Origin of the sequence: Ramlibacter henchirensis (assembly GCF_004682015.1) — a bacterium.
Lineage (GTDB): Bacteria > Pseudomonadota > Gammaproteobacteria > Burkholderiales > Burkholderiaceae_C > Ramlibacter > Ramlibacter henchirensis.
Window position 1 is genome coordinate 348,497 of the sequence record NZ_SMLM01000002.1, and the last position, 17,348, is coordinate 365,844.

A 17,348-nucleotide genomic window follows, 5' to 3' on the forward strand; every position below is an offset into this window, starting at 1 on the left:
TGGTCAGCGGGCCGGCCCTTCGAAGGTGGCGCTGCGCAGGAATCCCGAGGGCATCTGCAGCGCCGAGGCGCCGCCGAACTGGCGGTGCGCCGCCAGCATCTCATCGAGCTTGGGGTCGCGGATCATCACGCGGGGCTCGGTCCTGGCGACGAGGGTGCCCGCTTCGCTCGCAGAAGCTTGCTGCGGCGCGGCAACCAGCTGCTGCACCGGGCCGGTGGGAGAGCCCGCCGCGCCGAGCATCGACCAGCCGACAGCGGCGAAGGCTGCGACCGAAGCCACGCCGGCGACCATCTTCCAGCGGAAGGCGCCATCGTTTGCCGCCGGCTCCTGGGAATTGCGCACCGCGATCGGCGGCAGCGTGGCCGCCTGCGGCCGCGCGCCGGCCTGCTCCTGCGCGAGCCGGGCCGATAGCTTCTGGAGGAACGGCGCCGCGGACGCGCCGCGGGCCAACTCGCCCGAACGCAGCACGTCACCGATGAGGTGGTAGGCGTGCCAGGTGTCCAGCGCCTCGCGGCCGCTGCACGCCTGCATGGCGCGCGCGAACGCGTCGCCTCGCAGCTGGCCGTCGGCCAGCGCGGAAATCAGTTCTTTGTCTTGCATCGTGTCGTCCATCGCAACCACCTCGCGACTACCAGCGCTTGCCCGACTGGTTCTCCAGCAGGGGCTTGACCTTGGCCGAAATCGCCTCGCGGGCGCGAAAGATGCGCGATCGGACGGTGCCGATCGGGCAGTTCATCGCCTCCGCGATCTCCTCGTAGCTCAGCCCTTCGATCTCGCGCAGCGTGACGGCCTGCCGCAATTCCTCGGGCAACGCCTCCATGGCCGAGTTGACCGTGGCGGCGATTTCCTTGGCGGCGAGCACCGTCTCCGGCGTTTCCGGGCTGGTTAGTTCGTTCTCCACCGAGGAAGTTTCATCGTCGTCGTCGCCGCCGCGAAGCGCACTCTCGGAAACCAGCGGATCGCGCTTCAGGTCGACCAGGGCCTTCTTGGCGGTGTTGACGGCTATCCGGTACAGCCAGGTGTAGAACTGCGCCTCGCCGCGGAACTGGCCAAGGGCCCGCCAGGCCCGGATGAAGGTTTCCTGCGCGATGTCTTCGACCAGGTCCGAGTCGCGCACCATGCGCCCGATCAGCCTTTCGATCCGGCGTTGGTACTTCAGTACCAGCAGTTCGTAGGCGCGCTGGTCGCCGGCCACGGCGCGCGCCACCAGCATCTGGTCGGAGTCGGCGGCGGGAGGCGCGGGGGCGGGCGGGCTCTGGGTCATGGTGTGGCCGAAGGCGGCTCGGCCCGGGGCGGCGCCTCAGGGTTGGCGCGGGAATATACCGCACGGCGCAGCGCGTCCCAGCGCGATGGAAGGCGGGCGCGCTCGACCCATATCCAGCGGGTTCGTCCCTGCGCGTTCCAACGCAACAGCAGCACCGACTGCAGGTCCAGGACGACCTGCACAGCCCCCGCTTCCACCCCCGGCCCCGCCGCCGACCAGGACCATGCGGCCGAGTCCCAGGCCAGCAGTCCCGCTTCCTGCCGCCGCCACCACGCGCCCGCCCAGCAGCCGCAGGCGATGCATGCGGCTGCGGCCACCGCGAGACGCGCAGGCGATGCGCCGTGCCACGCGAATGCGATGACGCCTGCGAGTCCAAGCAGCCAGGCCGCCGTCAGAAGCGCACCCGCAAAAAGCGAACGCCCCACCGGATAACTCACCGATGGGGCGCCGTGCATGGGATGGCTTTGCAGGTTGGCCGGATCAGACCCGCTTGAAAACCAGCGTGCCGTTGGTGCCGCCGAAACCGAAGTTGTTCTTCACCGCGAAGTTCACCTTGCGGTCACGCGCGGTGTTGGCGCAGTAGTCCAGGTCGCATTCGGGGTCCTGGTTGAAGATGTTGATCGTGGGCGGCACCTTCTGGTGGTGCACGGCCAGCACGGTGAACACCGACTCGATCCCGCCCGCGCCGCCCAGCAGGTGGCCGGTCATGGACTTGGTGGAGCTGACGACGATCTTCTTCGCGTGGTCGCCCAGCGCGGCCTTGATCGCATTCGTCTCGTTCAGGTCGCCCAGCGGCGTGGACGTGCCGTGCGCATTGAGGTAGTCGACCTCGTCGGCGTTGATGCCGGCATTGCGCAGCGCACCGACCATGGCGCGGCGCGGGCCGTCGATATCGGGCGCCGTCATGTGGTACGCATCGGCGGACATGGCGAAGCCGACCAGCTCGGCGTAGATCTTCGCGCCGCGCGCCTTGGCGTGTTCGTATTCCTCCAGCACCACCACGCCGCCGCCTTCGCCCAGCACGAAGCCGTCGCGGTCCTTGTCCCAAGGGCGCGAAGCCGTCTTGGGATCGTCGTTGCGGGTGGACAGCGCGCGCGACGCCGCGAAGCCGCCGATGCCCAGAGGCGACACGGAAGACTCGGCGCCGCCGCAGACCATCACGTCGGCGTCGCCGCTCTCGATCATGCGAGCCGACAGGCCGATCGCATGCAGGCCCGTCGTGCAGGCCGTGACCACCGCGATGTTCGGCCCCTTGAATCCGTACTTGATCGACACGTGCCCCGAGATCATGTTGATGATCGAGGCGGGGACGAAGAAGGGAGAGACGCGGCGCGGGCCGCGGCTGGTGAGTTCGGCGTGGGTCTGCTCGATCATCGGCAGGCCGCCGATGCCGGCGCCGATGTTGACGCCGATGCGCTCGGCCAGCTCGGCCGGAAGCGCTTCACCCGAGGGCAGGCCGCTGTCGGCCACCGCCTGGCAGGCCGCCGCCAGCCCGAGGTGGATGAACCGGTCCATGTGCCGGGCTTCCTTCTCGGGGATGTAGTCCGCGATGTTGAAGCCCTTGACCTCGCCGGCGAAGCGGCAGGCGAAGTTGGCCGCGTCGAACTGCGTGATGAAGTCGATGCCGGGCTTGCCCGCCAGCAGGTTGCCCCACGATTCGGCGACCGTGTTGCCGACGGGGCTGACGCAGCCCAGGCCGGTGACGACGACTCGGCGACGGCTCATTGTCGTATCAGGCCTTCTGGTGCGCGTTGGCGTAATCGATGGCGTTCTGCACGGTGGTGATCTTCTCGGCGTCCTCGTCCGGGATCTCGATGCCGAACTCGTCCTCCAGCGCCATCACCAGCTCGACCGTGTCAAGGGAGTCGGCGCCCAGGTCGGCCACGAAGGCCTTCTCGTTCGTCACCTGCGACTCCTCCACGCCGAGTTGCTCGGCGATGATCTTCTTGACACGTGCTTCGATATCGCTCATGGGTTCCCTCTGGGGGTTGTTGAATGAATCCGCGATTTTAGCTTGGCAGCTTGTTCGCACCGCCGAGCTCGCGCAGGCGGCGCCTGAACGTCAGGCCATGAACATGCCGCCGTTCACGTGCAGTTCCTGCCCCGTGACGTAGCCGGCCTCGCGGGAAGCGAGATAGGCGACGGCGTGTGCGATGTCGGCCGGCTTGCCGAGCTGGCCGAGCGGGATCTGGCCCAGCAGCGCCTTCTGCTGATCCTCGGGCAAGGCGGCCGTCATGTCGGTTTCGATGAAGCCGGGGGCCACGCAGTTGACCGTGATGCCGCGGCTGCCCAGTTCGCGGGCGAGCGCGCGCGTCATGCCCGCGACCCCGGCTTTCGCCGCCGCGTAGTTGGCCTGGCCCGGATTGCCGGATGCGCCCACCACCGATGTGATGTTGACGATGCGGCCGTATCGCTGCTTCATCATCGTGCGCATCACCGCGCGGCTCATGCGAAAGACGGCCTTCAGGTTCGTGTCGATGACCGCGTCCCAGTCCTCGTCCTTCAGGCGCATGGCGAGCATGTCTCGCGTAATGCCGGCGTTGTTCACCAGCACCTGCAGGCCGCCACGCTGCTTGACGATGTCCTCGATCACGGCTTCGGCCGAGGCCGCATCGTTGACGTCAAGGCGAACGCCGCGGCCGCCCTGCGCCTGAAGCGCCAGCGTGATCTTGCCCGCGCCGTCATCGGTGGTCGCGGTGCCGATCACCGTGGCGCCGCGCTGCGCAAGTTCCTGGGCGATGGCGGCACCAATGCCGCGCGATGCACCGGTGACCAGCGCGACCTGCCCCTTCAAAGTTTCCATGCTCATTGCAGCAGTCCCTTGGCTTCGGCCAGGCTGGCCGGGTCGTACACCGCCCCGGCGGCCAGCGCCGGGTCGATGCGCTTGCAAAGTCCCTGCAGCACCTTGCCGGGCCCGCACTCCAGCACGACCTGCACGCCGCGCGCCTGGATCGCCTTGATGCAGTCCACCCAGCGCACCGGGCCGAACGCCTGTTCGTACAGCGCGTTGCGGATGCGGCCGGGTTCGCTCTCCACTTTCGCTTCGATGTTGTTCACCACCGGGATCGTCGGCGCGTTGAAAGCGACCTGCGCCAGCCGCTCGCGCAGGCGATCCGCCGCCGGCTTCATCAGGCTCGAGTGGAACGGCGCGGACACCGGCAGCGGCAGCGCGCGCTTGGCGCCCTTGGCCTTCAGCACCTCGCAGGCCTTGTCCACCGCCTCCTTGCTGCCGGCGATCACCGTCTGCGCGGGATCGTTGAAGTTCACCGCCTCCACGACTTCCATCGTGTTGGTGCCGAACGTGCGCTGCGCTTCGGCGCAGCCCTCGACCACCTTCTGGGCGTCCAGGCCGAGGATGGCCGCCATTGCGCCCTCGCCCACCGGCACTGCCTCCTGCATCGCCTGGGCGCGGAATCGCACCAGCGGCGCAGCGTCGGCAAGGCTCAGCACGCCTGCCGCGACGAGCGCCGAATACTCGCCCAGCGAATGGCCCGCCACCACGGCCGGCTCCACACCGCCTTCGGCGATCCAGGCGCGGTAGGCCGCCACACCGGCCGCCAGCATGACGGGCTGCGTGTTGGTGGTGAGCGCGAGGGCTTCCTTCGGGCCTTCCTTGATGAGGCGGCCGACGTCTTCGCCGAGCGCGTCGGACGCCTGCGCAATCACTTCGCGGACCGCCGGGTGATCGCCCCAGGCGTCCAGCATGCCCACGGCCTGCGAGCCCTGGCCGGGAAAGACAAATGCGAACGGTTTCATCTTGCGTGCCTGCCGTCGAGGGGAATGAAAAGAGAGATGAAGCGGGCGCGCGGGCTAGAAGTCCAGCAGCACCGCGCCCCAGGTGAAGCCGCCGCCGACGCCTTCGAGCATCAGCGTGTCGCCCTTGCGCACCTTGCCCTGCCGCACCGCCGCGTCGAGCGCCAGCGGGATCGAGGCCGCCGAGGTGTTGCCGTGCTGGTCCACCGTGACGACCAGCTTGTCCAGCGGAAGCTTCAGCTTCTTCGCCGTGCCCTGCATGATCCGGATGTTGGCCTGGTGCGGGATCAGCCAGTCGATGTCGGCGTCCGTGCGGCCGGCCTTGGCCAGCGTGGCGCGTGCGGCGTCTTCCAGCACGCCGACGGCGAGCTTGAACACGGCCTGGCCGTCCATCTTCAGGAAAGGATCGCCCAGCACCTTGCCGCCGGCGACCGTGCCGGGTACGCAGAGGATGCCGACATGCTTGCCGTCCGCATGCAGTTCGGTCGCCAGGATGCCGGGCGTCTCCGATGCTTCGAGCACCACCGCGCCGGCGCCGTCGCCGAACAGCACGCAGGTCGTGCGGTCCTTGAAGTCGAGGATTCGCGAGAACACCTCGGAGCCGACCACGAGCGCGCGCCTGGCGCTGCCGGTCTTGATCATCGCGTCGGCCACGGTGAGCGCGTACACGAAGCCGCTGCACACCGCCTGCACGTCGAACGCGGGACAGCCCGCGATGCCGAGCTTGTTCTGCAGGATGCAGGCCGCCGAGGGGAACACCATGTCGGGCGTGGACGTGGCCACGATGATCAGGTCGATGTCGGCCGGGCCGCAGCCCGCAGCTTCCATCGCATGGCGCGCCGCGTGCGCGGCCAGGTCGCTGGTGGTGACGTCGGGCGCGGCGAAGTGGCGCGCCCGGATGCCGGTGCGTTCCACGATCCACTCGTCCGAGGTTTCGACGCCCTGGACCGCCAGTTCGGCGGTGAGGTCGGCGTTGGTCACGCGGCGCGGCGGAAGGTAGCTGCCGGTGCCGGTGATGCGCGAGTAACGGCTCATTCGGAAGCGATCGCCTCGGCCGGCTGCGGTTCCGCGGGAGACCCGGCCAGCAGGGGCCGGGCGTGTGCGATGCGGGCCTGGACGCGATCGAGCAGGTTGTTTCGGGCTGCATCATACGCCCGGGCCAATGCCTGGCTGAACGCGAAAGCATCGGCGGAGCCGTGGCTCTTGAACACGAGGCCGCGGAGTCCCAACAATGCCGCGCCGTTGTAGCGGCGATAGTCCACGCGGTTCTTGAAGGACGACAGCACGGGGTAGGCGATCAGGGCCGCGAGCCGGGTCAGCAGGTTGCGCGAGAACTCCTCGCGCAGGAAGCCGCCGATCATGCCGGCCAGGCCCTCGCTGGTCTTCAGGGCCACGTTGCCGACGAAACCGTCGCAGACCACGATGTCGGTGGTGCCCTTGAAGATGTCGTTGCCCTCCACGTTGCCGTGGAAGTTGAGGTCGCCGGCCGCGGCGGCCGAGCGCAGCAGTTCGCCGGCGCGCTTGATGACCTCGCTGCCCTTGATGATCTCCTCGCCGATGTTCAGCAGGCCGACGCTGGGCTGTTCCTGGTTCTTCAGTGCGGCGACCAGGGCCGAGCCCATGACGGCGAACTGCAGCAGGTGCTGCTCGGTGCAATCGACGTTGGCGCCCAGATCGAGCACCGTGGTGGCGCCACCTTTCGCGTTGGGAAGCGGGTACGCGATCGCCGGGCGGTCGATGCCGTCGACGGTCTTGAGCAGGTAGCGCGCAAGCGCCATCAAAGCGCCGGTGTTGCCGGCGGACACCGCCGCCTGGGCCTTGCCTTCCTTGACCTGCTGGATCGCCACGCGCATGGACGAATCCTTCTTGCGGCGCAGCGCCACCTCGACGGCGTCGTCCATCGCCACCACCTCGGAGGCGGGCACGTGCGTGGCGCGCGGGTGGTTGAAGGATCCCAGCGCATCGCCGCCCACCAGCAGCAGTCGGGCTTCGGGATGCTCGTCCAGGAACCGGCGGCAGGCCGGCAGCGTCACCGCCGGCCCGTGGTCGCCCCCCATGCAATCGACGGACAGGATCGTCATGTCCTCAAATGTAGAGCTTGGCGCGTGGCCGATCCGCTACGCTTGCTGCGGCCGGAAAAAAGGCCCGGGCTGCGCAGGCAGCGGCGGGCCTTCTCTTGCCGCGATGCTCGCCGCGGCGTTGCATCCGCGACGTCGATCAGGCGTCGTTCTTGGTCTTGAGCACCTTGCGGCCACGGTAGAAGCCGGTCGGGCTGATGTGGTGGCGCAGGTGGGTTTCGCCGGTGGTGGGTTCCACCGCGATGCCGGGCACCGTCAGCGCGTTGTGCGAACGATGCATGCCCCGCTTGGAGGGCGACTTCTTGTTTTGCTGGACGGCCATGCCGGGGCTCCTGGAGTTGCGTGGCGCCGCGGAAAGCCGCTCTGGCGCTGTTGATCGGGTGGGTGGGATTGCGCGGGCGCACTATGCAAGTGCCACCGGCGCGAAGCCCGCCATTATAGACGATCCGCGCCGGGCTAGCCCTTGCCGCCCTTGAGCACCTTCAGGGCGGCGAACGGATTCTCCGCCGGGGCCGCTTCCTCGAAGCCAGGATCGGCCGCCGAGAATTGCACCGGCTCCGGGCAGACCTCGTGCCGGGGCACGGCCGGCACTTCCATCAGCAGTTCGTCCTCGACCAGGCCCAGCAGGTCGAAGGCCCGGCTGATCGCCAGCAGGTCTTCCTCGGATTCGTCGTCCTCGGCGGCGGCGGTCTCCTCGTCGGCGACGAAGCGGAACGAGCGCTCCACGGACACGGGAACATCCACCGGTTCCAGGCAGCGCTGGCACGTCAGGGGCATCACCGCCGAAGCAGTGAGGTGCAGCCAGACTTCGGGGTGGACATGGCGGGGATTGAGCAATTCGCCTTGCGCGCTCCATTCCACGGGGCGCTCGGCGCCTCGGCCGCCCGATTCCCCGGACAGGCGCGCGAAGCTGCGCAGTTCGGCCTGGCCGGACAACTCCGCGCCGTCTTCGGCGAACGCCTGCACGTCGAGCCGCTGCGCGTTGAACTGCCGTTTCATCGGGGTCAGTGTAAGAGAATCGCCCCGTGCGAACCCTCATCCTCGGCTCGACTTCCCGCTATCGCCGGGAACTGCTGGGCCGTCTCGGATTGCCTTTCGAAGTGGCCGCGCCCGAGGTGGACGAAACGCCGCGGCCGGGCGAGCCCCCGGCGGAGCTTGCGCGGCGTCTTGCTCTCGCAAAGGCGCACGACGTCGCGCAGCGCCATCCCGAAGCGGTGGTGATCGGCTCCGACCAGGTGGCCGACCTGGACGGCGAGCCGCTCGGCAAGCCTGGCGATCACGGGCGCGCCACCGCCCAGCTTCGCCGCATGAGCGGACGCACCGTCATCTTCCAGACCGCGGTGGCCGTCGTGTGCCGAAGCTCGGGCCTCGTGCAGCAGGACCTGGCGCCGGTGCGCGTCGAATTCCGCCGGCTTTCTCACGAGGAGATCGAGCGCTACCTGCAGGCCGAGCGGCCGTACGACTGCGCCGGCAGCGCCAAGAGCGAAGGCCTGGGCATCGCGCTGCTCGACGCGATCCACAGCGACGACCCGACGGCCCTGGTCGGCCTGCCGCTGATCCGCACCTGCCGCATGCTGCGCGCCGCCGGGCTGCAGGTGCCCTGATGGCCGGCCCGGGCACGCTGTACCTCGTCCCCGCGCCGCTGGATTTCGGCTGCACAGAGCAGGCGCCGATCACGCAGGTGATGCCGGCGGGCACGCTCGAAGTCGCGGCACGGCTGTCGCACTGGATCTGCGAGAACGCGAAATCGACACGCGCCTATCTCAAGCGCGTCGGCGAAGTCCAGCCGCTCACCCAAGCGCTGCAGTCGCTGTCCCTGCAGGAACTCCCGCGCGATGTGCACAAGAAGGGCGACCACGCCGGCGGCTTCGATGCGAAGCCGCTGCTCGCCCCCGCGCTCGACGGGCACGACATCGGTCTCGTGAGCGAAGCGGGCATGCCGGCGATCGCCGATCCGGGCTCCTCGGTCGTGCGCGCGGCGCACGAGCTTGGCCTGCGCGTGGTGCCGCTGGTGGGGCCGGTGTCGCTGGTGCTGGCGCTCGCCGCGGCGGGCCTCAATGGCCAGAATTTCGCCTTCGTCGGCTACCTGCCGCAGCAGCCCGGCCCGCGCGCGCAGCGGATCCGTGAGCTGGAAGCGCTCGCCCTGCGCAGCGGCCAGACCCAGCTGTTCATCGAGACGCCGTATCGCAACGCAGCGCTCTGGCAATCGTTGCTGGAAACGCTGAGGCCGGGCACGCGGCTGGCGGTGGCCACGGGCCTCACGTTGCCGCACGCGCAGGTGGCCTGTCGCACCGCGGCCCAGTGGAAGCAAAAGGCCGGCGGTCCGCCTTCGGACACGCCGGCCGTGTTCCTGATCGGTGTCTAGCGCAGCGCCGGGATCGCGCGCACCGCGCGCATGGCGCCTTCGCCGATCGAAGCGCCGAAGCGCTTGGCCAGGCGCTCGGCCACGTTCTCGCGCCGGGTGTAGTCGACCAGTTCCTCGGCCTTGATCACCTCGCGCGCCACGAAGTCCAGGTTGGCCATCTGGTCGGCCAGACCCAGGTCCACCGCCTGCTGGCCGGTCCAGAACAGTCCGGTGAACAGCTCCGGTCCGTCCTTCAGGCGCTTGCCGCGGCCGGCCTTCACCACGTCGATGAACTGGCGATGGATCTGGTCCAGCATGGCCTGGGCGTGCACGCGGTGCCGCTCGGTCTGCGGGCTGAACGGGTCGAGGAAGCCCTTGTTCTCGCCCGCCGTCATCAGGCGGCGCTCGACGCCCAGCTTGTCCATCACCCCGGTGAATCCGAAGCCATCCATCAGCACGCCGATGCTGCCCACGATGCTGGCCTTGTCCACGTAGATGCGATCGGCGCCGGCGGCGATGTAGTACGCCGCGGAAGCGCAGGCCTCCTCCACCACCGCATACACCGGCTTGTTGTACTTGGCCCTGAGCCGCTTCATCTCGTCGTTGACGATGCCGGCCTGCACCGGGCTGCCGCCGGGCGAGTTGATCAGCAGGACGATCCCCTGCGCGCCCGGGTCCTCGAACGCCGCGCGCATGGCGGCGACGATGAATTCGGCGCTCGCGTCCGAGTCCGACGAGATCTCGCCCTTGACTTCCACCACCGCCGTGTGGGGCAGCGACTTGTCCTTGCCCGCGGCGCCGCGGAAGCCCACGGCCCAGATCAGGAAGATGAAGAACACCAGCCAGGCGAGCCGCGTGAAGTTACGCCAGCGGCGCGCGGCGCGCTGCTCCTTCAGCGTCTCGAACACCAGGCGCTCCATGGTCTCGCGCTCCCAGCCGGGCTTGAGGCCGGAAGTGGCGGAAGGCGGCGCGGGTTCGGGCGTACCGGGAGTCAGCGGGTCGGTCATGTCGGGGGAGTCAGAAGGAGACGGGTTGCAGGTTCCAGTCAGTATGCCAGTGCACCACGCCGTCGCGCTCGCTCAGCTCGATGCGCACAAGCCCGCCGCGGCAGGGGCCGCCCGCACATGCGCCGGTGTCCGGCCGGTACACCGCGCCGTGCGTGGAGCACAGCAGCCACTGCCCGGTGTCGTCGAAGAAGCGGTTGGGCTGCCAGTCCAGTTCCATCGCGACATGCGCGCAACGGTTCAGGTAGGCGTGCACGGAGCCTTTCCAGCGAATCGCGAACGCACGGCATGTGTACCCCCCGTACACGACGTCGAAAGGCACGGCCAGGCCGCCGTCCACGAGGTCCTTGCTGTTGCACAGGGGCACCTGCTCCATGGCGCTCAGGCGTTGGCCAGCAGCCAATCGTGCAGGTCGCGCACGGAATGCGCGATGTGCACCGGACCGAGTTCGTGGAACTCGGCGGGCTCGTGCGCGCCGTAGCTCACGCCCACGCTTGCGCAGCCCGCGTTGCGCGCCATCTCCAGGTCGTGCGTGGTGTCGCCGATCATCAGCGTGCGCCCGGGCTCGGCGCCGGATTCGCGCATCAGTTCGTTGAGCATGCGCGGGTGCGGCTTGCCCGCCGTCTCGTCCGAGGTGCGGGAGCCGTCGAACACGCCGTGCAGTTCCTCGGTTCGCAGCACTTCGTCCAGGCCGCGCCGCGATTTGCCGGTGGCCACGGCCAGCCAGTGGTGCCGCGCGCGTAGGTCGCGCAGCATCGGCAGCACGCCGTCGAACAGGCTGAGGTCGTCCTTGTGCTGGTAGTAGTGGTGGCGATACCGCTCGCCTAGCTCGCCGTACTTTTCCGGCGGCACGTCGGGCGCGGCGCGCGCAAGCGCCTGGGTCAGGCTCATGCCGATGACGAAGGCCGCGGCGCGCTCGGTCGGCATCGCGCCGCCCACGTCCACCACCGCGCGCTGGATGCAGCGCACGATCACCTTGGTGGAGTCGTACAGCGTGCCGTCCCAATCGAAGGCGATCAGGTCAAACCGTCGTGGGCTGGGCATGGCGTTCGGCGAATTGGCGCAGGTCGGCGGGCAGCGGCGCTTCCAGCGCGAGCGGCTCCGCGGTGGCGGGATGGCGGAACTGTAATCGCCACGCGTGCAGGAACATGCGCTTGAGGCCTTGCCGCTGCAGCGACTTGTTCAGCTCGAAGTCCCCGTACTTGTCGTCGCCCGCGATCGGGTGCCCCTGCGATGCGAGGTGCACGCGGATCTGGTGCGTGCGGCCGGTCTTGATCGTCACTTCCAGCAACGTGAACGCGCCGAGCCGGCGCGCCACCTTCACCAGCGTGATCGAGCGCATGCCTTCCGGGTCGTCCTTGCCGACGACGCGCACCCGGCGCTCGCCGGCGGCTTCGCCGTCACCCGCCAGGAACTTGTGCAGCGGCAGGTCGATCACCTTCTTCTGCGCCGGCCACGCGCCGTTCACGAGCGCCAGGTAGGTCTTGCCGGTCTCTCGACCGCGGAACTGCTCCTGCAGGCCGGTGAGCGCGGAGCGGCGCTTGGCAACCAGCAGCACGCCCGAGGTCTCGCGGTCCAGCCGGTGCACGAGCTCCAGGAACTTCGCGCCCGGCCGCGCCTGCCGCAGCTGTTCGATCACGCCGAAGCTCACGCCGCTTCCGCCATGCACGGCCACGCCCGCGGGCTTGTCGACCGCGAGCAGGTGGTCGTCTTCGAGCAGCACCGGGAATTCGCGCGCGGGCGCCGGCCGCGCTGCCGCGTCTTCCACACGCTCGGGCAGCCGCACCGGCGGAACCCGGACGACGTCGCCCACTTCCACCCGCGTGTCCGCCGCCGCGCGGCCCTTGTTCACGCGCACTTCACCGCTGCGGATGATCCGGTAGACGTGTGTCTTGGGAACGCCCTTGAGCTCGCGCAAGAGGAAGTTGTCGAGCCGCTGTCCGGCCGATTCCTCCCCGACCTGCAGGCTTTTGGCCGTTGCGGCCTGCATGCCTTTCACTCCGGCTTTGGCGGAAGGCGTCTCGCCCCCTATAATCCGTTTCACTAGCGTTTCGCCGTAAGTGTTTGATTTGGCTGGAGTTTAGTCCGCCACTACACCGGGAAGCGCTGGCAGGTCGATGCCGTCGTCGACCTTGGCGCAAGATTGCGGGCCCGCACGGACGCAACTGGCAGCCAAGGCGCCGATGCCGCCGACGCGAACCGAAACCCTGAACCGGAATACAGCCGCCAGCGTCCATGCTGGCGGCGGACAAGCGAGTCTCCTGTGCTGATGGCGCTTCTCCTGGCCTGCTGGCGGTGGCTGATGCCCCCGGCCGCCGGCTTCGGCCCGCCGCGGCAACCGCTGCGCGCCCCCCAGGCCTTGTTGCCTGCGATCCTGCGCCCGGCCCCCCGCCTCGCCCGCCTCCACGCGCCGCCCCTGCGATTGCTGACTTAGGCCTTCCGGCCGTCGGCAGCGCTGTCGCGCCGCTTCCGCTTCCCGTTTCGCACCGCGTCTGCCCGGCATCGTGGACCCGTCCGCGGGTCGAATGTGAGAGAACAAGAAGGTGACGCAATGAAGCGGATGCTGATCAATGCCACGCAGGCCGAAGAGCGCCGGCTGGCCATCGTCGACGGGCAGAAGCTCCTCGACTACGAAATCGAGATCGAAGGGCGCGAGCAGCGCAAGGGCAACATCTACAAGGCCGTCGTGACGCGCGTCGAGCCGTCGCTGGAAGCCTGTTTCGTCGACTACGGCGAGGATCGCCACGGCTTCCTGCCGTTCAAGGAGATCTCCAAGACCTACTTCGCGCCCGGCGTGTCGCCCTCGCAGGCGCGCATCAACGAAGTGATCAAGGAGGGCCAGGAACTGCTGGTCCAGGTGGAGAAGGAAGAGCGCGGCAACAAGGGCGCGGCGCTCACGACCTTCATCTCGCTGGCCGGCCGCTACGTGGTGCTGATGCCCAACAACCCGCGCGGCGGCGGCGTCTCGCGCCGCATCGAGGGCGACGACCGCGCCGAGCTCAAGGAGGCGATGGACCAGCTGGAGTACCCCAACGGCATGTCCATCATCGCGCGCACGGCCGGCATCGGCCGCAGCGCGCCCGAGCTGCAGTGGGACCTGAACTACCTGCTCAAGCTGTGGAACGCGATCGACGGCGCGGCCAAGGGCGGCAAGGGCGCCTTCCTGATCTACCAGGAGTCGTCGCTGGTCATCCGCTGCATCCGCGACTACTTCAACAACGACATCGGCGACATCCTGATCGACACGGACGAGATCTACGACCAGGCGCACCAGTTCATGTCGCATGTCATGCCGGAGCACGCCGCCAAGGTGAAGCGCTACCGGGACGACGCACCCCTCTTCTCCCGCTTCCAGATCGAGCACCAGATCGAGTCGGCCTACGCCCGCGAGGTGAAGCTGCCGTCGGGCGGCGTCGTCGTCATCGACCACACGGAGGCCCTGGTCTCCATCGACGTCAACTCGGCGCGCGCCATCAAGGGCGGCGACATCGAGGAGACCGCCACCCGCACCAACCTGGAAGCCGCCGACGAGGTGGCGCGCCAGATGCGCCTGCGCGACCTGGGCGGCCTGATCGTCATCGACTTCATCGACATGGAAGAGTCGAAGAACCGCCGCGAGGTCGAGAACCGCCTGCGCGACGCGCTGCGCCAGGACCGCGCGCGCGTGCAGTTCGGCACCATCAGCAAGTTCGGCCTGATGGAGATGAGCCGCCAGCGCCTGCGGCCCGCGCTCTCCGAAGGCGCGTCGATCCCCTGCCCCCGCTGCGGCGGCCACGGCCACATCCGCGACACGGAAAGCTCGGCGCTGCAGATCCTGCGGATCATCCAGGAAGAGTCGATGAAGGACTCCACCGCGGCCGTGCACGTGCAGGTGCCGGTGGAGGTCGCTTCCTTCCTGCTCAACGAGAAGCGCACCGAGATCACCAAGATCGAACTGAAGCAGCGCCTGAACGTGCTGCTGGTCCCCAACAAGGGCCTGGAGACGCCTCACTACAAGCTCGAGCGCCTGAAGCACGACGACCCGCGCCTGGACAACCTCAAGGCCAGCTACCACATGGCCGAGGACATCGAGGAGAAGACCGAGGTGACGCGCCGCTCGCAGGAGCGCGCCAACCGCCAGGAGCCGCTGATCAAGGGCGTGCTGCCTGACGCGCCGGCGCCGATCGCCCCGGTGCGGCCGGAGAAGCCGGTCGAGCCCGCGCCGCAAGCGGCCGCGCCCGCTCCTGCGCCGGCGCCGACGCCTGCTCCGCACGCAGAGCCGAGCTTCTTCGCATGGTTCCGCAGCCTCTTCAGCCCGCCGCCCGTGGCGGCTCCCGCGCCTGCTGCAGCGGCCGGGGCCGCGAAAGCGGAAGAGAAGCGCGAAACTCGCGGCGAGCGTGGAGGCGAAAGCCGCCGGGGTGGACGCGGTCGCGATCGAGGAGGCCGCGGACGCGACCAGGAGCAGCGGCGCGAGCGCGCCGCCGCCGGTGAAGGCGCGCAGGCGCAACCCACTCGCAGTGGTGAAGCCGGCGGCGTGGAAGGCCGCCCTGCCGAAGGCCGCGGGCGGGGTGAAGGCCGCGGTGGCGACGAGCAGCGCCGTGAGCGCCAGCAACGTGGCGAGCGCGGGGAAGGCCGTGAACCGCGCGAGGCGCGTGAGCCGCGCGAGACGCGTGAACCTCGCGAAGGGCGCGAGCCTCGTGAAGCCCGCGAGGCCCGCGCCGAGCGCGAACCGCGCGAACCCCGCGAGCCGCGCGCCGAACGTGAGCCGCGCGAGCCGCGTGGGGATCGCCCGCGCCGCGACGAAGCGCGTCCCGGCCAGGAAGCCGAGGCCGCCCAGACCGGCGCCGAGCAGCGCGGTGATCGCCCGCCGCGTGGTGAACGCGGTGAACGCGGTGAACGTGGCGAAGGCCGCCGCGGCGAGCGCCGCCCGCGCGAGGGCGTGCCGCAGACCCTGACCGAGGGCGCAGCCGTCGAAGGACAGGACGCGGTCCAGCTGCTGGGCGCAGGCGAGCAGGCCGAGGCGGTCGAGGGCTCCAGTCCCGAAGCCCGCCGCGACCCGCGCCGCTCGCGCGACCGCTACGGCCGTGACCGTCGCGAGCGCGGCGCCCGCGAGGAAACGGCGAGCAACGAAGGCGCGCCGGCGCCGGAAGCGACCGGCGCCGACGCCGAGCCGTCGTCCGACCGCCGTCCCCGCTACGCCACCGGCTTCGTCTCGGAGGAGTCCGCGCACGCCGCCCCGGCCGAGCAGCGGGCCCCGGCGGCCATCGCGCCGATCGCAGTCCAGCCGTCCGCCGCGCCCGCTGCGCCGGCTGGACTGCCGAAGGTGCAGCCGTTCGAGCTGCCGGTGGACCAGCTCGCTGAAGTGGCGGCCAGTTCCGGCCTGCAATGGGTGAACTCCGACGCCGACAAAATCGCCGCGGTGCAGGCGGCCATCGCCGCGGAGCCCAAGCCGATCCGCGTGCCGCGCGAGCGCCCGCCCGCGGTGGTGATCGACGAAGGCCCGCTGGTGCTGGTGGAGACGCGCCGCGACCTTCGCGACATGAAACTGCCGTTCGAGCAGCAGCCGCCTCAGGCGCCGCTGCAGTAAGGGGCAAGAAGAAAGGGAGCTTCGGCTCCCTTTCTTCATTGCGATCGTCACCCCCGCGAAGGCGGGGACGACGGCATCTCCCTCAGTCCTGCGCCGCCTGCTTCCACGCCGCGGCTGCGGCTTCCTCGTCGCCGCGCTCCTCGGCCAGTTGCGCCAGCGCCCTGGAGGCGTTGCGGTGCAGCCGCGCGTCCTGCAAGCCGAGCGCGGCCTGCCGCAAGAGCTGCTGGGCCTTTCCCCATAGCTGGCGCTTCATGCAGGCCATGCCCGCCAGGTACTGCAGCGTGGCATCGCGCGGGTTGGCTCGCTGCGCGGCCTCGATGCGCGCCAGCCAGGCGCCGTCGATGGAGTCCAGTCCCTCTTCGAGCGCGCAAACGAGCTTGACCTTGAGCGAATCGGGCAGCTGGTGCTGCCGCTCCCACACCGGCAGCAACCAGTCGCGCGCCAGGTGCGCGTCGCCGCCGAGCACGGCCATCCGCTGCGCGGCATGGATGGCCAGTTCCGGCATCTGGCGCTCGGCCGGCTCCAGCTCGGCCCAGGCGCGCTTGAGCTGCGCGGGATCGTGAGCGCCGTTCAGCAGGTCGACGGCGAGCCCGCGCACCAGGCTGCCCGCCGCGACCTCGGAGAACGCGCGGTGCTTGGCCAGCAGCCGCGCAGTCTCCAGCGCCTCGCCCGTGTGGCGCGCCAGCCGCGCCGCTTTCAGCTTCATTCGCAGGGCCAGCGTGCGGCGCCCGGCGCCGGTGGGCAGGCCCTGCAGCCAGCCGATGGCGGCCTGCGGCTCACGGTCCTCCAGTGACCAGCGGGCCGCGCGCATCAGCGCGCCTTCGTGCGTCCCCTGCCCTTCGCGCGAGCCGGCCTGTTCCAGCGCCCGCTTCAGGTGCTCCTCGCGCGCCGCGCGGTCCTGCAGCGCCTGTGCGCTCTCCGCGGCCAGCAGGTGCGCGAGCGTGCGCACCTGCGCCGCGTTGGCCGGCGCGGCGCCGCCTGCACTGAGCGAGGCTTCCTGCGACAGCGCGGCCTCGGCCGACTTGCGGGCGCGGATGAAGCGCCCGGCCAGCAGGTGCGAGAGCGAGTCCAGCAGGAACGCGTGCATGCCCCGCTCCTTCTGCTGCGTGCGCCAGCGCAGCGCCTGCTGCGGCAGGTTGAACAGCGCCGCCAGCGCGCGCAGCGCCGCATGCAGGAACAGGAACGCGGCGAGCAGCAGCAGCAGGACGAGGTTGAGCGACAGGTCGATGCGGTACGGCGGCCAGAACACCGTGACCGTGCCCTGGTTGTTGCCCGCGAACAGCGCCACCGCGACGGCGATGCCGAACAGGGCCAGGAGCCAGAGGGCGGCGCGCATCGG

At 69.8% G+C, this 17,348-nt stretch carries 19 protein-coding genes; 3 read left to right on the forward strand and 16 right to left on the reverse strand.

Annotated features, from left to right (window positions below):
* Window positions 1-3: 3 nt before the first annotated feature.
* From EZ313_RS14420 to EZ313_RS14470, 11 genes are all read right to left on the reverse strand, one after another.
* Window positions 4-600, reverse strand: a complete 597-nt coding sequence (locus EZ313_RS14420) for a sigma-E factor negative regulatory protein (protein ID WP_240788654.1) — start codon at window positions 598-600, stop codon at window positions 4-6.
* Window positions 601-628: 28 nt separating this feature from the next.
* Window positions 629-1,264 (reverse strand): RNA polymerase sigma factor RpoE, encoded by a 636-nt coding sequence (rpoE, locus tag EZ313_RS14425; RefSeq protein WP_135263984.1) that lies wholly within the window; start codon window positions 1,262-1,264, stop codon window positions 629-631.
* Window positions 1,261-1,719, reverse strand: coding sequence for a hypothetical protein (locus EZ313_RS14430; RefSeq protein WP_135263985.1), 459 nt, complete (start codon window positions 1,717-1,719; stop codon window positions 1,261-1,263). Before EZ313_RS14430 ends, rpoE begins: the two co-directional genes overlap by 4 nt.
* 25 nt (window positions 1,720-1,744) lie before the next feature.
* Complete coding sequence (gene fabF, locus EZ313_RS14435; RefSeq protein WP_135263986.1) at window positions 1,745-2,989, reverse strand: beta-ketoacyl-ACP synthase II; 1,245 nt, start codon at window positions 2,987-2,989, stop codon at window positions 1,745-1,747.
* A gap of 7 nt (window positions 2,990-2,996) precedes the next feature.
* A complete protein-coding gene (gene acpP / locus EZ313_RS14440) occupies window positions 2,997-3,236 on the reverse strand; it encodes an acyl carrier protein (RefSeq protein WP_013902185.1) in 240 nt (79 codons plus the stop codon).
* Between the two features lie 90 nt (window positions 3,237-3,326).
* Window positions 3,327-4,067 (reverse strand): 3-oxoacyl-ACP reductase FabG, encoded by a 741-nt coding sequence (gene fabG / locus EZ313_RS14445; protein ID WP_205960432.1) that lies wholly within the window; start codon window positions 4,065-4,067, stop codon window positions 3,327-3,329.
* A 2-nt stretch (window positions 4,068-4,069) separates the two neighbouring features.
* A complete protein-coding gene (gene fabD / locus EZ313_RS14450) occupies window positions 4,070-5,020 on the reverse strand; it encodes an ACP S-malonyltransferase (protein WP_135263988.1) in 951 nt (316 codons plus the stop codon).
* Window positions 5,021-5,074: 54 nt separating this feature from the next.
* A complete protein-coding gene (locus EZ313_RS14455) occupies window positions 5,075-6,052 on the reverse strand; it encodes a beta-ketoacyl-ACP synthase III (RefSeq protein ID WP_135263989.1) in 978 nt (325 codons plus the stop codon).
* The gene (gene plsX / locus EZ313_RS14460; protein ID WP_135263990.1) at window positions 6,049-7,098 is read right to left on the reverse strand and encodes a phosphate acyltransferase PlsX; all 1,050 of its coding nucleotides are present in this window, start codon (window positions 7,096-7,098) and stop codon (window positions 6,049-6,051) included. The genes EZ313_RS14455 and plsX overlap by 4 nt, the downstream gene beginning before the upstream one ends.
* 136 nt (window positions 7,099-7,234) lie before the next feature.
* On the reverse strand, window positions 7,235-7,417 hold the full coding sequence (gene rpmF / locus EZ313_RS14465; RefSeq protein WP_027101192.1) for a 50S ribosomal protein L32: 183 nt from the start codon (window positions 7,415-7,417) through the stop codon (window positions 7,235-7,237).
* Window positions 7,418-7,551: 134 nt separating this feature from the next.
* Window positions 7,552-8,094 carry a YceD family protein gene (locus EZ313_RS14470; RefSeq protein WP_135263991.1) on the reverse strand — a complete coding sequence of 181 codons (543 nt, stop codon included), beginning with the start codon at window positions 8,092-8,094 and terminating at the stop codon, window positions 7,552-7,554.
* A 26-nt stretch (window positions 8,095-8,120) separates the two neighbouring features.
* On the opposite strand from EZ313_RS14470, the gene EZ313_RS14475 reads away from it, so the two are divergent.
* Complete coding sequence (locus EZ313_RS14475) at window positions 8,121-8,699, forward strand: Maf family protein (RefSeq protein WP_135263992.1); 579 nt, start codon at window positions 8,121-8,123, stop codon at window positions 8,697-8,699.
* Window positions 8,699-9,460 (forward strand): SAM-dependent methyltransferase, encoded by a 762-nt coding sequence (locus EZ313_RS14480; RefSeq protein ID WP_135263993.1) that lies wholly within the window; start codon window positions 8,699-8,701, stop codon window positions 9,458-9,460. The genes EZ313_RS14475 and EZ313_RS14480 overlap by 1 nt, the downstream gene beginning before the upstream one ends.
* Here EZ313_RS14480 and EZ313_RS14485 read toward each other — a convergent pair.
* Genes EZ313_RS14485 through EZ313_RS14500 form a run of 4 tightly spaced genes read right to left on the reverse strand, consistent with a single transcriptional unit; the run spans window position 9,457 to window position 12,487 of the window.
* Window positions 9,457-10,446: a S49 family peptidase gene (locus EZ313_RS14485; protein ID WP_135263994.1), complete on the reverse strand. Its 990-nt coding sequence runs from the start codon at window positions 10,444-10,446 to the stop codon at window positions 9,457-9,459. The two genes, EZ313_RS14480 and EZ313_RS14485, sit on opposite strands and share 4 nt — an antisense overlap.
* A 10-nt stretch (window positions 10,447-10,456) precedes the next feature.
* Complete coding sequence (locus tag EZ313_RS14490; protein WP_205960398.1) at window positions 10,457-10,819, reverse strand: Rieske (2Fe-2S) protein; 363 nt, start codon at window positions 10,817-10,819, stop codon at window positions 10,457-10,459.
* Window positions 10,820-10,824: 5 nt separating this feature from the next.
* The gene (locus EZ313_RS14495; protein WP_135263995.1) at window positions 10,825-11,487 is read right to left on the reverse strand and encodes an HAD family hydrolase; all 663 of its coding nucleotides are present in this window, start codon (window positions 11,485-11,487) and stop codon (window positions 10,825-10,827) included.
* Window positions 11,465-12,487 (reverse strand): RluA family pseudouridine synthase, encoded by a 1,023-nt coding sequence (locus tag EZ313_RS14500; RefSeq protein ID WP_135263996.1) that lies wholly within the window; start codon window positions 12,485-12,487, stop codon window positions 11,465-11,467. The genes EZ313_RS14495 and EZ313_RS14500 overlap by 23 nt, the downstream gene beginning before the upstream one ends.
* 507 nt (window positions 12,488-12,994) lie before the next feature.
* Between EZ313_RS14500 and EZ313_RS14505 the strand changes: the two genes are divergently transcribed.
* Complete coding sequence (locus EZ313_RS14505; RefSeq protein WP_135263997.1) at window positions 12,995-16,009, forward strand: Rne/Rng family ribonuclease; 3,015 nt, start codon at window positions 12,995-12,997, stop codon at window positions 16,007-16,009.
* A gap of 82 nt (window positions 16,010-16,091) precedes the next feature.
* Here the strand turns inward: EZ313_RS14505 and EZ313_RS14510 are convergent, their stop codons facing one another.
* Window positions 16,092-17,345, reverse strand: a complete 1,254-nt coding sequence (locus tag EZ313_RS14510) for a heme biosynthesis protein HemY (protein WP_135263998.1) — start codon at window positions 17,343-17,345, stop codon at window positions 16,092-16,094.
* Between the last annotated feature and the right edge of the window lie 3 nt (window positions 17,346-17,348).

Coding starts and splice junctions, on each gene's coding strand:
- fabD (WP_135263988.1), bottom strand. CDS start 5,020: ATGAAACCGTTCGCATTTGTCTTTCCCGGCCAGGGCTCGCAGGCCGTG.
- plsX (WP_135263990.1), bottom strand. CDS start 7,098: ATGACGATCCTGTCCGTCGATTGCATGGGGGGCGACCACGGGCCGGCG.
- EZ313_RS14480 (WP_135263993.1), top strand. CDS start 8,699: ATGGCCGGCCCGGGCACGCTGTACCTCGTCCCCGCGCCGCTGGATTTC.
- EZ313_RS14485 (WP_135263994.1), bottom strand. CDS start 10,446: ATGACCGACCCGCTGACTCCCGGTACGCCCGAACCCGCGCCGCCTTCC.
- EZ313_RS14510 (WP_135263998.1), bottom strand. CDS start 17,345: ATGCGCGCCGCCCTCTGGCTCCTGGCCCTGTTCGGCATCGCCGTCGCG.
- EZ313_RS14495 (WP_135263995.1), bottom strand. CDS start 11,487: ATGCCCAGCCCACGACGGTTTGACCTGATCGCCTTCGATTGGGACGGC.
- EZ313_RS14470 (WP_135263991.1), bottom strand. CDS start 8,094: ATGAAACGGCAGTTCAACGCGCAGCGGCTCGACGTGCAGGCGTTCGCC.
- fabG (WP_205960432.1), bottom strand. CDS start 4,067: ATGGAAACTTTGAAGGGGCAGGTCGCGCTGGTCACCGGTGCATCGCGC.
- acpP (WP_013902185.1), bottom strand. CDS start 3,236: ATGAGCGATATCGAAGCACGTGTCAAGAAGATCATCGCCGAGCAACTC.
- EZ313_RS14430 (WP_135263985.1), bottom strand. CDS start 1,719: ATGCACGGCGCCCCATCGGTGAGTTATCCGGTGGGGCGTTCGCTTTTT.
- EZ313_RS14490 (WP_205960398.1), bottom strand. CDS start 10,819: ATGGAGCAGGTGCCCCTGTGCAACAGCAAGGACCTCGTGGACGGCGGC.
- fabF (WP_135263986.1), bottom strand. CDS start 2,989: ATGAGCCGTCGCCGAGTCGTCGTCACCGGCCTGGGCTGCGTCAGCCCC.
- rpoE (WP_135263984.1), bottom strand. CDS start 1,264: ATGACCCAGAGCCCGCCCGCCCCCGCGCCTCCCGCCGCCGACTCCGAC.
- EZ313_RS14505 (WP_135263997.1), top strand. CDS start 12,995: ATGAAGCGGATGCTGATCAATGCCACGCAGGCCGAAGAGCGCCGGCTG.
- EZ313_RS14420 (WP_240788654.1), bottom strand. CDS start 600: ATGCAAGACAAAGAACTGATTTCCGCGCTGGCCGACGGCCAGCTGCGA.
- rpmF (WP_027101192.1), bottom strand. CDS start 7,417: ATGGCCGTCCAGCAAAACAAGAAGTCGCCCTCCAAGCGGGGCATGCAT.
- EZ313_RS14455 (WP_135263989.1), bottom strand. CDS start 6,052: ATGAGCCGTTACTCGCGCATCACCGGCACCGGCAGCTACCTTCCGCCG.